The sequence below is a fragment of the Streptomyces sp. SudanB182_2057 genome, from assembly GCF_964272715.1.
GTDB classification, from domain to species: Bacteria; Actinomycetota; Actinomycetes; order Streptomycetales; family Streptomycetaceae; genus Streptomyces; species Streptomyces rubradiris.
This window is the reverse complement of record NZ_OZ186798.1, coordinates 1838251-1852146: the sequence shown is the minus strand read 5'-3', so window position 1 is coordinate 1852146 and position 13896 is coordinate 1838251. Positions and strand designations below refer to the sequence as shown.

General features: G+C 75.5%; 10 protein-coding genes. 8 read left to right on the top strand and 2 right to left on the bottom strand.

Annotation, left to right across the window (positions count from 1 at the left end; all coding sequences use genetic code 11):
* Positions 1-41 precede the first annotated feature (41 nt).
* The 4 genes from ACSURM_RS07780 to ACSURM_RS07765 all read left to right on the top strand — a co-directional run bounded on the left by ACSURM_RS07780 (position 42) and on the right by ACSURM_RS07765 (position 6629).
* Entirely contained in the window at positions 42-2357 is a 2316-nt protein-coding gene (locus ACSURM_RS07780; protein WP_436954228.1) for a serine/threonine protein kinase, read from the top strand.
* Positions 2354-4006 carry a hypothetical protein gene (locus tag ACSURM_RS07775; protein WP_436954227.1) on the top strand — a complete coding sequence of 551 codons (1653 nt, stop codon included), beginning with the start codon at positions 2354-2356 and terminating at the stop codon, positions 4004-4006. Before ACSURM_RS07780 ends, ACSURM_RS07775 begins: the two co-directional genes overlap by 4 nt.
* 93 nt (positions 4007-4099) lie before the next feature.
* Entirely contained in the window at positions 4100-6112 is a 2013-nt protein-coding gene (locus ACSURM_RS07770; RefSeq protein ID WP_436954226.1) for an AAA family ATPase, read from the top strand.
* Entirely contained in the window at positions 6087-6629 is a 543-nt protein-coding gene (locus ACSURM_RS07765; RefSeq protein WP_436954225.1) for an FHA domain-containing protein, read from the top strand. The genes ACSURM_RS07770 and ACSURM_RS07765 overlap by 26 nt, the downstream gene beginning before the upstream one ends.
* Before the next feature lie 16 nt (positions 6630-6645).
* Here the strand turns inward: ACSURM_RS07765 and ACSURM_RS07760 are convergent, their stop codons facing one another.
* Positions 6646-7308 carry a hypothetical protein gene (locus ACSURM_RS07760; protein ID WP_436954224.1) on the bottom strand — a complete coding sequence of 221 codons (663 nt, stop codon included), beginning with the start codon at positions 7306-7308 and terminating at the stop codon, positions 6646-6648.
* Positions 7309-7507: 199 nt separating this feature from the next.
* Positions 7508-8572, bottom strand: coding sequence for a lipoate--protein ligase family protein (locus ACSURM_RS07755; protein WP_436954223.1), 1065 nt, complete (start codon positions 8570-8572; stop codon positions 7508-7510).
* A 244-nt stretch (positions 8573-8816) separates the two neighbouring features.
* Here ACSURM_RS07755 and ACSURM_RS07750 point away from each other — a divergent pair, with 244 nt between their 5' ends.
* From ACSURM_RS07750 to ACSURM_RS07735, 4 genes are all read left to right on the top strand, one after another.
* The gene (locus tag ACSURM_RS07750; RefSeq protein WP_436954222.1) at positions 8817-10700 is read left to right on the top strand and encodes a gamma-glutamyltransferase family protein; all 1884 of its coding nucleotides are present in this window, start codon (positions 8817-8819) and stop codon (positions 10698-10700) included.
* A 176-nt stretch (positions 10701-10876) separates the two neighbouring features.
* The gene (locus tag ACSURM_RS07745; protein ID WP_436954221.1) at positions 10877-11722 is read left to right on the top strand and encodes an inositol monophosphatase family protein; all 846 of its coding nucleotides are present in this window, start codon (positions 10877-10879) and stop codon (positions 11720-11722) included.
* Between the two features lie 88 nt (positions 11723-11810).
* Complete coding sequence (locus ACSURM_RS07740; protein ID WP_436954220.1) at positions 11811-13229, top strand: phytoene desaturase family protein; 1419 nt, start codon at positions 11811-11813, stop codon at positions 13227-13229.
* Between the two features lie 45 nt (positions 13230-13274).
* Complete coding sequence (locus tag ACSURM_RS07735) at positions 13275-13784, top strand: O-acetyl-ADP-ribose deacetylase (protein WP_436954219.1); 510 nt, start codon at positions 13275-13277, stop codon at positions 13782-13784.
* The last annotated feature ends 112 nt before the right edge of the window (positions 13785-13896 follow it).

Here is a 13896-nt window from a genome sequence, read left to right as displayed (position 1 = left end):
GCGGCCCCCCTGCGCACCCGGCGCGTCTCCCGGAGGGCCGCATGATGACGACCACGCGGCCCACCCGATTCGTCGACCCCGCCGACGGGGGCTTCACCGACGCCCGCAACACCGAGACCCGCCCGGTCCTCGCCGAGGTGCCCCACGACCTCGCGGACCGCTTCCCGCTCGTCGCCGTCCTCTCCGCCGCGCGGCGGCCCGCCGAGGCCGTCGTCCTGCGCGTCCGCGACCTGACCGCCCGGCACGGACCGGCGGAGATACCGCTGGTGCTCAAGTGGTACCACCGGCTGCACGCCCCGGACCCGGCGGTGGAGCGCGAGCTGCGGGAGCTCGGCGCCCTCCCGGCCCCCCACCTGGAACGGCTCCTGGAGACCGGCGAGGCACACGGCCACCCCTGGCACCTGTACTGGTCGCACGGCGAGGAGACCCTGGAGAAGTACCACCGGGACCACCCCGAGGGCCTGCCCCCCGACGCCGTACGGGACATGGTGGGACAGCTGTACGGCGCCGTCACCGCGCTGCACGGACGCGGCGTCGTCCACCGGGACATCACCCCCGACAACATCATGGTGCAGACCCGCCGCGGCGACACGGCCGACCTCGTCCTCGTGGACTTCGGCGCCGCCGTCCACCGGCCCGACGAGGATCTGGAACCCCGCACCGACTGGCGCGGCAAGCCCCTCTACCTCGCCCCGGAGGCCGGACTGCTCCGGCAGACCGTCTCCGAGGCCGGCGACTGGTGGTCGCTCGGCATGGTCGTCGCCCAACTCGCCCTCGGCCGGCACCCCGTGGAGTTCCGCCGGGACGAGGACGTGCTCGCCGAGATCGCCACCCACGACCCCGACGTCTCCGGGATCGCCCACCGCGGGACCCGGCTGCTCTGCGAGGGCCTGCTCACCCGGGCCCCCGAACACCGCTGGCAGGCACCGCAGGTACGGGACTGGCTGGACGGCCGGGAACCCCACGTCCACCCGCGCACCGGCGGCCGGATCTGCGCCGACGACCCCACGCGCCCGGCGGTCCGCCCGTTCCCCTTCATGGGCCAGGAGTTCACCGGGACCGAGTCGCTCGCCCTCCACCTGGACCAGAACCACGTCTCGGCGGCCCGCATGCTGGCCGACGACGCCGACCGGGCCCGGCTGGCCGAGTGGCTGGAGCAGTTCCGGACCCTCGGCGGGCGCGGCGAGGAGGAACTGGCCCGCCTCGACGAGCTGACCGGGGAACTGGCCCGGCCGCCCGCCCCCGAGACCGTCGCCCGGCTGCTGAACTGGCTCGGCCCCGGCCTCGACGTCACCTGGCACGGGGCCCGGCTGGACGCGCCGACCATGCGCCGGCTGTGCCAGGGCGCCCGGGACGGACACGCCGACGCGGTCGCGCTGCTGCGGCACCTGGCGGACCACCCCGGAGTCATGACCGAACTCGCCCGGCGGCCCGGCGGCCAGGGCCTGGACGACACGGCCACCGCGTGGGCCCGGCTGCGCGCCCGGTGGGAGCCCACCGTCCGGGAGATCGCCCGGGACCGCCAGGACCGGGCGGCCCTGCGCCACACCGCCGCGGTGGACGCCTGGCTGCTGCAACTGGCCCGCGAACCGGACCGCACCAGGCGCCTGCTCACCGGCACGCTGCTGCGCCTGCGCGCCGAACTGCCCGAACCGGTGCCCTGGTTCGACGCACTGCTCGCCGCCCAGGACGACGATCCCCGCCTCGTCGCCGCCGTCCGGCTCGGCGCCCGGGCCCGGCAGGAGGCCGAGCGGCGCAGGGCCCGGCGCGTCCAGGAGGAGCGGGAACTGCTGCTCGCCGCCGACCAGGACGGACTCACCGCCGTACTGCGCCGCCTGGACCGCCTGCCCACCCTCGGCTGGGCGCTGTTCGGCGGCATCGCCGGCACGGCACCCTGGGCCTTCGTCATCGGCCTCGCGGACGTCCTCGGCCGCGCCTCCCAGGAGGCGGTCGTCACGGCCTGGCTGGAGGCGCTGCCCGCCGCCGCGGTCGTGTTCACGGCGGAACTGTGGACCGCCGTCTACATCGGCCCGCCCTTCTACCACCCCCACCGCTCGCTGGCCGGCCTGCTGATCCGCGGCGCGGACCGGCCCGGCCGGCTGGCCCGCACCCGGGCCGGCCGCTGGATCGGGGCGGCGCTGCTCGTCGTCTCCGTCTTCCTCGGGTTCTACGCCGTCGTCGTCGCGCCCTGGCTGTGGCCGCTCGCCTCGGCCGTCGCCGTCGTCGCGTGGAGCGTCCACCGCTGCCGGGCGTGGGGGCGCCGGCGGCGCGGTCTGCGGGCCCGCCGGCAGGCGAACCGCGCGGGCCGGCCGTGGCGGTCCCGGACGACGACCGACACGACAGGAGAACAGGCATGAGTTCGGGATTCGCCCTGCCCAGTATCGAGACGGTGGCACCCGCCGTGTACTTCCCGCCGCCCGCGCCGCCCCTGGACGCCCAGGCGCTGCCGCACACCGGCATGCTCCACCTGAACGACGCGGCCGGGCAGGCGTCGGGCCACCTCACCGACGCCGCCGGGCAGCTCACCGACGCCGCCGGGCACGCCGCCCACCAGGCCGCGGACGCGGCGCTCCAGGTGCTCGGCTCGCTCAGCGGCGTGCTGCTCGTCGGGCGCGCCGCGCTGCTCGGCACCCGGCTGCTGGCCGCCGGGGCGGTCCGGGCCGCCGAGGAACAGCGCTGCCTGGAACGGCGGCAGCGGATCGCGGCCACGGTCGCCGAACAGTGGGAGGCCGCCGCCTTCGCCGCCGTACGGGTCAACGCCCGCCGCCACGCCCTGCTGGCCCGGGTCGCGCGCGCCCGGGCCCTCGGCGGCCCGCCGGGCCCCCCGCCCCACCCCGACATACCGCCGCCGCTCACCCCCGTCGGCGCCCGGCTCGCCGACCTGCGGCGGGAGCTCGCCCGCGCCGAACAGGCCCTGCACGGCGCGGAGCAGGCGCAGGCCGCGTGGGAACAGCGGCGGCTCGCCGCCCGGTGCCGGCTGGACGAGGACCGCGACGACGACTGGCAGCTCGCCCTGCGCGAGGGCCGCGAGCGCGCGTTGCGCCGCTTCTCCGCCGAACGCACCGCCGACGCGGAGGCGGGACGGCTGCCCCACCCGGCCGCCGACCGCCCGGCCCCCGGACCCACCGACGTCCGGGAGGCACGCCGCACCGGGGCCCGTATCCTCGGCGAACTCGACCCGTACGCCGCCCCCGAGGCGGCCGGCCTCGCCGCGCAGGCCGTCCGGGACGCCGTACGCCGCGCCGCCGAGGACCCCCGCCGGGCCCGTATCCACCTCACCGAGGCACGCAAGTTCGTCCGCGACGCCAACCGGCAGGCGCGCGAGACCCGCGAGGCACAGGAACGCGCCGCCCTGCACCACGACTTCCTCGTCTACGAGACCCCCGAGGGCGCCGAGAACCTCGCCCCGGCACCGGACGCCGTGGCCCTGCTGCGGCGCACCCTGGACGAGGGCGTCCCGCTCGGCCCGGCCGAACGGGAGCTGGTCGAACGCCGGGTCACCGAACGGGTCCGCGCCCTGGAGGCCCTCTACGTGCGGGAGCGGTGCGCCGGCGCCGTCGCCGAGCTGGCCAGGAGGTTCGGCGGCCGGGCCGGACTGGGCCGGGGCGCGGGACAGGAGGTACGGCTCGACTGGACACCGCCGGGCTGGGACCCCGGGCACTGGCTCCGGGCCACCCTGCTCGACGGCCGGCTGAGCGTGGCCACCATGTACCGGGGCGGCCCGGGCGAGCGGACACCGCGACAGCGCGCCCTGGACGACGAGCGCTGCGCCGAGGCCCGGACGCGGCTCACCGAACTGGAACGGATCACCGCATCGCTCGGCCTGGAGGTCGAGTTCACCATCGAGCACACCGAGGGAGCACTGCCCGGGGTGCCGGGGGAGAACGCCCTGATGCTCGACGACCTGATCGACGAGGCGGAACAGCTCGCGGACACGTACCAGGACGTGCTCCCGCGGCCCGCCCGGCAGCGCCACGCCGACGGCGGGAACCGCCGCACGGGCTGACGCCGGGAGCACGAACCACCGGCGGGGCCCTGAGCACACCGCCGCGTCCAAGGCCCGCGCGCGGCCCGCGACAGCGCGCAACGGGGAGGAACGATGGATCTGTCCAAGGAAGACCGGCTGCCGCCCTTCGTGGAGGAGCTGACCGGAACACTCGGCGTGCACGCGCAGTACGTCCTGCACGGCAACATCCGGGATCTGCACCTGGTGCGCCGGCGCGGCCGGGACCGGTTCCACCCGCTGCTCGACGTGCTGTGGAACCCCCTGCGGCAGCAGGGCTACGAGGCGCTGGTGGTGTGCGACCAGATCAGCGGCTTCGGCGTGGCCCAGGCCGGCGCGGGCGACGTCCAGGCCGCCGTGGCCGAACTCCTGCGGGGGGCCGGGGACTTCCCCGGCCAGACGGCGGCGCGCCGCCAGGCGGTGCTGGACCAGCTCCGGAACATCACCGACGGCTGGGCGCGGCAGCGCGGCGAGGCACCGCGCGACGGCCGCCGGCTGCCGCCGCTGCGGGTCGCCCTGGTGATCGACCACGCCTCCCGGCTGCTCACCGACCCGGCCCGGCCCACCCCCGACGAACGGGACTTCTTCCTCGCGTGCCTCAAACTCGCCCACGAGGCACGGCCGTTGCCGCCCCGGACCGACACCGGCGGCCTGCCGCAGGGCCCCGGCCTGTTCAATCCGGTGATCTGGCTGGCGGAGGGCGAGCGGGACGTCCCCGCCTGGCTGCTCTCCGGCAGCGAGCGGATCCGGGCCATCGCCGTACCGGAGCCGGACGCGGACGAACGCACCACGATGGCCCGCCTCCTCCACCAGGTCTACGAGCGCTACCCCGGACACGGCACCCGCGACGGCGCCGCCGCGCCCGGCGGCACGGACGCCGAGGAGACCTCCCGCGCGGTCGGCGCCTTCGCCCGCGCGGCGTCCGGGCTGAGCCTGCGCGCCATGGAGGAGAGCGTGAAGCTCGCCCGCTCCCGCGGCCTGCCGTTCCCCGCCATGCCCGACGCCGTACGCATCTACCGGCTGGGCGTGGAGAAGAACCCCTGGGGCCGCGACGAGATCCGGCAGCGGATCCTGCGCGGCGAGGACCCGGACGACGAACGGTCCATCCCCCGCCGGGTACTGGGCCAGGAGGCGGCCGTGGCCCGCACCCTGGACATCCTCAAGCGGGCCGCGCTGGGGCTGTCCGGGGCGCAGGCCACCAGCCCCGGGCACCGGCCGCGCGGCGTGCTGTTCTTCGCCGGCCCGACCGGCACCGGCAAGACGGAGCTGGCGAAGGCCGTGGCCTCCGTGCTGTTCGACAGCGACCAGGCGTATCTCCGGTTCGACATGAGCGAGTTCTCGGCCGCGCACTCCGCGGACCGGCTCGTCGGGGCACCCCCGGGCTACGTCGGCTACGAGGCGGGCGGCGAACTGACCTCCGCCGTACGGGAGAACCCCTTCCGCGTCATCCTCTTCGACGAGATCGAGAAGGCCGACAAAGGCATCCTCGACAAGTTCCTCCAGGTGCTGGAGGACGGCCGGCTCACCGACGGGCAGGGCGTCACCACCTACTTCAGCGAGTGCGTGCTCATCTTCACCTCCAACCTCGGCGTGCAGCGCACCGACCCGGACACCGGGGAACGCGAGTGGATCGTGGCGCCCGGCACCCCGTACAAGCAACTGGAGGCCACCGTCCGGGACAACGTGAAGAAGCACTTCGAACAGGTCATCGGCCGGCCGGAGCTGATGAACCGGATCGGCGGCAACGTCGTCGTCTTCGACTTCATCTCCGACGACGTCGCCGAGCGGATCTTCGACCTCCAGGTCCGCAACATCCAGCGGCAACTGGCCCACGGGCACCGGCTGGTCCTCAGGATCGAGGACAAGGCCCGGCGGGAACTGCTGGAGTACTGCACCCGGGACAAGTGGAACGGCGGCCGGGGCATCGGCATGGTGCTGGAGACCCATCTGATCAACCCGCTCGCCCGGGAGCTGTTCGCCGCCTCCGACCTCGGACCGGGCACCACCGTCGTGGTGACGGAGGTGCGCGAGGCCGAGAGCGGACGGGTGGACACCAAGGTCGTCCTGCGGAAGGGAGACGCCGTTGACGGAGACCAGCGACTGGGATGACGACGACTGGCAGCCCGTCGACGGCGTCACGCTCCCCAGCCTCCCGCCCCCGGCCCAGCCCCCGCACCTCGGCGAGCGGTGCCCGCGCTGCGCCACGGTCGTTCCGGCGGGCATCCCCCGATGCCCCGGCTGTCTGGCCCCCTCGGGCGCGGGGCCCCCGCCCGAGCGGCTGGCCGGCGGGGTGCTGCGGCTGGTGTTCCGGGCCGGCGGCGGCCATCTCGACGTGCCGCGCGGCGGGGAACTCCGGCTGGGCCGCAGCGGCGACTGGGCCCCCGAGGCGTCGGCGCTCCTGGCGGACGAGGAGACGGTGTCGGCACGGCACGCCACCGTCGTGCACACTGCCGAGGGCGCGGCCTGGGTGACCGAGGTCGCGCGGGGCGCCACCAACGGCACCCGGGTCAACGACCGCGTCCTGGTGCCCGGCCGGGCCGTCCGCCTGCGCAACGGAGACCGGATCGAACTGGGCCCCAGGGCCGGCTTCGAGGTCCGCGGTGTCGAGGAGGAACCGGCGGACTGAGCGGCGGCGGCCCGGCTCAGCCGTCGCCGTCCAGCGCGGCCACCGCGGACTTCGCCGCCTTGATCGCGCCCTTGTTGATCTCGTCCGTGGCCGGCGCCTCGCGGGTCTCGAAGTCGCTGCCGCTGTAGGTGACGACGACGAGGGCGTTGGCGACGCGGGCCAGCACCACGCCCTCACGGGTCTGCTGCTCGTCCTCCGTGGTGAGACCGACGACGGAGTACGCGGTCTCGCCGAGCCCCGGCACGGCCCCGCCGCCGCTCTTCTCCGCGACCCGCTGCCCGTACTCCTTCTCCGCCTCCTGTTCCGACTCGGCGATCTCGAACGACACGTCGAGCCAGCGGTAGTCGTAGCCGTGGAGCGCGTTCCAGGAACAGGTGCGGCGCAGCTTGGTGTCCGTGGAGGGGATCTCCTTGCCGGCCGGCCCGGCGCCGGGGACCAGGGACTTCAGGGTGGCGGCGGGGACGGCGGCGCAGGGGGAGGGAGCGGTGGTGTACGTGGGCGCCGCCGCGGTGGCGGACGGGGCGGCGGCGGAGGTCCCGGCGGACGGGGTGCGGGCGGTCTGGTGCCCGGCGGCGGGCGGGGCGGCGGGGCCGGAGGACAGCAGCCAGCCGGCGCAGGCGAGCACCGCGACCGGCGACAGACGCGCGGTGAGGGCGAGCGGCAGGGGGAGGGGACGCACGGGCACACTTCTCGTGGGGGAGAGGGGTGGAGGGGTCCGCGGGGCGGACGGGGTACGACAGTGTCACATGACTGCCTGTGGGGCGGAAGTGCCAACGCCCCGCGTACCCACCCGGTCACGGGCCACGGTCACGACGTACCGTTTCGCCCGCGATGCGCCCCGGTCGCCGCACCCCTACGGCCTCGCGGACCGCCGGGGACTACGGCACGCGCGCCGTCCACTCCGCCGAGCCGAACTTCGTGCGGGCCAGCTCCTCCGCCCGGGCCAGTTCCTCGTCGGTGACCTTGCCCTCGGCCAGGCCGTAGCGCGCGCGGAAGGACTCGATCATCCGCTCGATGACGGCCTCGCGGGGCAGTCCCGTCTGCCGGCGCAGCGGATCGACCCGCTTCTTCGCGCTCTTCGTGCCCTTGTCGGACAGCTTCTCCCGCCCGATCCGCAGCACCTCGACCATCTTGTCGGCGTCGATGTCGTACGACATCGTCACGTGGTGCAGCACGGCGCCCGGACCCCCGCCGGGCCCGACCACCCGCTTCTGCGCCGCGCCCGCGATCTTGCCCTGGTCGGTGGCGATGTCGTTCAGCGGCTGGTACCAGGCCCGGACGCCCAGATCGCCGAGGGCGCCCAGCACCCAGTCGTCCAGATAGGCGTAGCTGTCCTGGAAGGACAGGCCCTGCACGAGGGACTCGGGCACCGACAGCGAGTAGGTGATCGTGTTGCCGGGCTCCACGAACATCGCGCCGCCGCCGGAGATCCGCCGCACCACCTCCACGCCGTGCCGGGCGGCGCCCTCCGGGTCGACCTCGTTGCGCAGCGACTGGAAGCTGCCGATGATCACGGCCGGGGAGCCCCACTCCCACACCCGCAGCGTCGGCGGCCGGCGACCCGCGGCCACCTCGGCGGTCAGCACCTCGTCCAGCGCCATGTGCAGGGCCGGCGGCTGCGGGGCCTCGTGGATCAGCTGCCAGTCGTAGTCGGTCCAGTCCGTGGCGCGGGCGAGCGCCCGGCGCACCGCGATGCCGACGCCCTCCGAGGTCAGGCCGTACATCACCGTCCCGGCCGGGAGCGCGGCGTCGACGCGCGCGGCCAGCCCCGCCGCGTCGGTGTCCGCGGGCGCGCCCTCCAGGGCGCCGTTCACCGCGTCCAGCGCCTCGTCCGGCTCCAGGAAGAAGTCGCCCGCCACACGGACGCGCCGCAGCACGCCCTCCTCGACGTCGACGTCCACGACGACGAGCTTGCCGCCGGGAACCTTGTACTCACCGTGCACTGTCTTGGCCTTTCGTTCCTGCCCACGAGATCAACGTCCGGCCCGCCCCCGGTGTTCCCGGCGTGTCACTCCAGGCAGGGGCCGCCCCCGTCGCGGCCCCCGGCAAGGGCGGCCTCCGGGGGTACATGCCGGACGGGCCCGGAAGGATCGGCAGTGGGCCGCGTAGCCGGTCGTGCGGCGGGGCAGCTTCCGGTCACGACAGCCGTTCCGGGCAAGCCGGCCGACGCGCACACCGAGGTGACAGATGCCGTTCACGACGCGACCCACCCTCCAAGGCACCTTCGGCATGGTCTCCTCCACGCACTGGCTGGCCTCCCAGTCGGCGATGGCGGTGCTGGAGGACGGCGGCAACGCCTTCGACGCGGCCGTGGCCGGCGCGTTCGTGCTGCACGTCGTGGAACCGCACCTGAACGGGCCGGCCGGCGAGGTCCCGATCCTGCTCGCCCCCGCGGGCGGCGCCGTGCGCGTGCTGTGCGGACAGGGCGTGGCCCCGGCCGGCGCCACCCCGGCCCACTACCGGGACCTCGGTTTGGACCTCGTCCCCGGCACCGGACCGCTCGCCGCCGCCGTGCCCGGCGCCTTCGACGCCTGGCTGCTCCTGCTGCGCGACCACGGCACCAAGTCCCTGGACGACGTGCTGAAGTACGCCATCGGCTACGCCGAACACGGGCACGCGCCCGTGGAGAACGTCGGCGCCACCGTGGCGAGCGTACGGCGGTTGTTCGAGACGGAGTGGACCTCCTCGGCCGAGGTGTACCTGCCCGGCGGCCGGCCGCCCCGGTCCGGCACGCTGCTGCGCAACCCCGCGCTCGCCGCCACCTGGAAGCGGCTGCTGGCCGAGACCGCGCACGCGGGCGACCGGGAGGCGCGGATCGACGCCGCGCGCGAGGTCTGGCGTTCCGGCTTCATCGCCGAGGCCCTGGTACGGCAGTCCGGGCGGCCCACCATGGACACCAGCGGCGAACGGCACACCGGCACCCTCACCGAGGCCGACCTGGCCGGCTGGTCCGCCCACTACGAGACACCGGTGACGTACGACTGGAACGGCTGGACCGTGTGCAAGGCCGGCCCCTGGAGCCAGGGCCCGGTGCTGCTCCAGCAGCTCGCCCTGCTCCCGCCCGAGCTGCCCGCCCCGGGCTCCGCCGACTACGTCCACCTGCTGATCGAGGGCTGCAAGCTCGCCATGGCCGACCGCGAGGCCTGGTACGGCGACGCCGCCGAGGTGCCGCTCACCGACCTGCTGTCGGACGCCTACAACGCCGGGCGGCGGGCCCTGATCGGCGCGAAGGCCTCGTACGACCTGCGTCCCGGCAGCCCCGGCGGACGGCTCCCGAGGCTGCCCGCGCTGGCGCACGCGTGCGTGCCGGCGGACGCGCGGCCCGGCTTCGACCCGATGGGCGCCGGGGAGCCGACCGTCGCCCGGCTGCCCGGCGCGCCCACCCTCGCCGAGGCCACCGGGGAGGCGCAGGTCACCGGGGAGGCCGATGCGGCCGGTGAGCCGAGCGTGGCCGCCGACGGCTCGACCCGGGGCGACACCTGCCACCTGGACGTCGTGGACCGCTGGGGCAACATGATCGCGGCCACGCCCAGCGGGGGCTGGCTCCAGTCCAACCCCGTTGTCCCCGAACTCGGCTTCCCGCTCGGCACGCGGTTGCAGATGACCTGGCTGGAGGAGGGCATGCCGGGCACCCTCACCCCCGGCCGCCGCCCCCGCACCACCCTCACCCCCTCCCTCGCCCTGCGCGACGGGATACCGGTCCTGGCGTTCGGCACGCCCGGCGGGGACCAGCAGGACCAGTGGCAGCTGCACTTCTTCCTGGCCGCCGCCCTGCGCGCCCCCGTCCGCGGCGGCCTCGACCTCCAGGGCGCCATCGACGCCCCCAACTGGCACAACGACAGCTTCCCCGGCTCCTTCCACCCGCGCCGCCGGAACCCCGGCAGCGTGACCGTGGAGTCCCGCATGGACCCCGGGGTGATCGAGGAGCTGCGGCGGCGCGGCCACGACGTCACCGTCGGCCCCGCCTGGTCCGAGGGCCGGCTGTGCGCGGTGGCCCGGGACCCGGAGACCGGCATCCTCTCGGCGGCGGCGAACCCACGCGGCATGCAGGGCTACGCGGTCGGCCGCTGACGCCCCCGCCCGGGACCGGACCGACGGGCCCCGGACGGCGTCCGCGGTCCACCCCCGTGCCCTCCGCCCGGCACCGTACCGAGGCCCCTCCGCGAGCCCTCGCTGTTCACGCCGATTCCACCCGGTGGCCACCCGGGGACCCGGGGCTGTCAGTGGGGCGTGGTCTGATGGGAGGCATGATCGAAGAGACGGAAACCATCGAGGAGTTTCTCGCACGCCGCTCGGCCGACGTGGAGGAGGCGGTCCGCGAGGCCGCCGAGGCCGAGATCCTGCCCCGCTTCCGCCGCCTCGCCGCGCACGAGGTGGACCAGAAGAGCGGCCCGCACGACCTGGTCACGGACGCCGACCGGCTCGCCGAGCTGCGGCTCACCGAGGACCTCCGCGCACTGCTGCCCGGCTCCGTGGTGGTCGGCGAGGAAGCCGTGCACGCCAACCCGGCGGTCTACGAGGCGCTCCGGGGCGACACCCCGGTCTGGATCGTCGACCCGGTCGACGGCACCCGCCAGTTCGTCCACGGCGACGACGGCTTCTGCACCCTGGTGGCCCTCGCCCACCACGGCACCGTGATCGCCTCCTGGACGTACGCCGCCGCGCGCGGCCGGTTCGCCACCGCCGTCCGCGGCCAGGGCGCCTTCCTCGACGGCGAGCGGCTGTTCGCCGGCCCGCCCGAGCCCGGCCGGGACCTCGTCGTCGCCACCTCCCACCCGGACTACACCACCGACGAGCAGAAGCGCGCGCTGCGCGCCCTGTGGACCGACGGCCTCGCCCCGCACGCGTGCGGCTCCGCGGGCCTGGAGTACCTCGCGATCGCCCGGGGCGAGCTGGACGCCGTCGCGTTCTCCTGGGAGGCCGCCTGGGACCACGCGGCCGGCCTGCTCCTGGTCGAGGAGGCCGGCGGCACGCACCTCACCCTGACCGGCGAGCCGTTCCGCGTCACCGGTGGCAACGCCCTGCCGTTCACCGCCGCGCGGGACGCCGCCACCGCCCGCCGGGTGGCCGATGTGCTGCGCACCGCCTCCTGACCGGCCGGGGCCACCCGGGCCGGGGGAGTGTCGGTGCCCCGGCATATCCTGATCCCGAATGGCCGTCGGCTGACGAAGGGGTCCGAAGGTGCCGTCGATGCTCGATGCGGTCGTGGTGGGTGCGGGGCCGAACGGACTGACCGCCGCGGTGGAGCTGGCCCGCCGCGGTTTCTCCGTGGCCCTGTTCGAGGCGAAGTCCACGGTGGGCGGCGGCGCCCGCACGGAGGAGCTGACACTGCCCGGCTTCCGGCACGACCCGTGCTCGGCCGCCCACCCCCTCGGCGTCAACTCCCCGGCGTTCCGCGCCCTCCCGCTCGACCGGTACGGCCTGGAGTGGCTGCACGCCCCGCTGCCCATGGCCCACCCGTTCCCGGACGGCACCGCTGCCGTGCTGTCCCGCTCGGTGGCCGAGACTGCCGCCTCCTTCGGACCGCGCGACGCCGGCCCGTACCGCAGACTGGTCGAGCCCCTGCTCGCCCACTGGGACACCCTTGTGCAGGACTTCATGTCCCTGCCGCTGACCGCGCTGCCCCGCGACCCGGTCACCCTCGCCCGCTTCGGCCTGGCCGGCCTGCCGCCGTCCACCTGGCTGATGCGCCGCTTCAAGGACGAGCGGTTCAAGACCCTCTTCGCCGGTCTCGTCGCCCATGTGATGGCACCGCTGGGCGGCCTCGCCACCAGCGCCATCGGGCTGGTCTTCGCGCTGTCCGCGCACGCCCGCGGCTGGCCGGTGGCCCGCGGCGGCTCCCAGGCCGTCTCCGACGCCCTGGCCGCGTATCTGCGCGACCTCGGCGGTGCGGTGCACACCGACTTCGAGGTCAAGCGCCTGGACGACCTGCCGCCCGCGCGCGCGTACGTCTTCGACACCTCGCCCGCCGCGCTCGCCCGCATCGCCGGCCTCGGCGACTACTACGCGAACTACCGCTACGGCCCCAGCGTGTTCAAGATCGACTACGCGCTGGACGGCCCGGTGCCGTGGACCGCGCCCGAGGCCCGCACCGCCGGCACCGTCCAGATCGGCGCGAACCTCGCCGAGATCGGCACCGCCCTGCGCGCCGCCTCCCGCGAGGGACGCGCGCCCGAGCGGCCGTTCATGATCACCGTGCAGCCGAGCGTGGCCGACCCCACCCGGGCCCCCGAGGGCAAGCACGTCTTCTGGGCGTACGGCCATGTGCCGAACGGCTGGTCCGGGGACCTCACCGAGGCCATGGAACGCCAGCTGGAGCGCTTCGCCCCCGGCTTCCGCGACCGGGTGCTCGCCCGCGCGACGGCCGGGCCCGCCGAGATGGCCGCCCACAACGCCAACTACGTCGGCGGGGACATCGCCTGCGGCGCGGCCTCCGGACTCCAGTTGCTGCTGCGCCCCAAGCTGTCCCTGTTCCCGTACCACACCCCGCACCCGGCCGTCTTCATCTGCTCCTCGGCCACCCCGCCGGGACCCGGGGTGCACGGCATGTCGGGCCACAACGCGGCCAAGGCGGTCTGGCGCAGACTGAGACAGAACTGAACCGACGCGAGCCGAGCCGCCGTCGCTGGGAAAGGCACGACCGACATGACCGGCATCACCCTCGTCCAGGGCGACATCACCCGGCAGCACGCCGACGCCCTCGTCAACGCGGCCAACTCCTGGCTGCTGGGCGGCGGGGGAGTGGACGGCGCGATCCACCGCCGCGGCGGCCCCGCCATCCTGGCGGAGCGCCGCGCGCTGCGCGCCTCCCGCTACGGCAAGGGCCTGCCCACCGGCCAGGCGGTCGCCACCACGGCGGGCGACCTGGACGCCCGCTGGGTGATCCACACGGTGGGCCCCGTCTGGTCACCGGCACAGGACCGCTCGGATCTCCTGGCCTCCTGCTACCGCGAGTCCCTGCGCGTCGCCGACGAACTCGGCGCCCGCACGGTCGCGTTCCCCGCCATCTCCACCGGCGTCTACCGCTGGCCGATGCGCGACGCGGCCCGCATCGCGGTGGAGACGGTACGCGCCACCCCGACCGCCGTCGAAGAGGTGCGGTTCGTCCTCTTCGACACCTACGCGTACGAGGCGTTCGCCCAGCACCTGGGCTGACGCCAGGCGGGCCGGGGTCGCGCCCCCGGCCGGCGGCGGCAACTCCTCGTCGCCCGGGGCGGGGCCCGCGCGGTGGTCGCCACCCGCGAGGCGGACGACCCCCGCCGCGACC

Bases quoted from the DNA above. Each gene is read 5' to 3' on its own strand.
- ACSURM_RS07770 (WP_436954226.1), top strand. From the start codon at position 4,100: ATGGATCTGTCCAAGGAAGACCGGCTGCCGCCCTTCGTGGAGGAGCTG.
- ACSURM_RS07775 (WP_436954227.1), top strand. From the start codon at position 2,354: ATGAGTTCGGGATTCGCCCTGCCCAGTATCGAGACGGTGGCACCCGCC.
- ACSURM_RS07780 (WP_436954228.1), top strand. From the start codon at position 42: ATGATGACGACCACGCGGCCCACCCGATTCGTCGACCCCGCCGACGGG.
- ACSURM_RS07745 (WP_436954221.1), top strand. From the start codon at position 10,877: ATGATCGAAGAGACGGAAACCATCGAGGAGTTTCTCGCACGCCGCTCG.
- ACSURM_RS07750 (WP_436954222.1), top strand. From the start codon at position 8,817: ATGCCGTTCACGACGCGACCCACCCTCCAAGGCACCTTCGGCATGGTC.
- ACSURM_RS07735 (WP_436954219.1), top strand. From the start codon at position 13,275: ATGACCGGCATCACCCTCGTCCAGGGCGACATCACCCGGCAGCACGCC.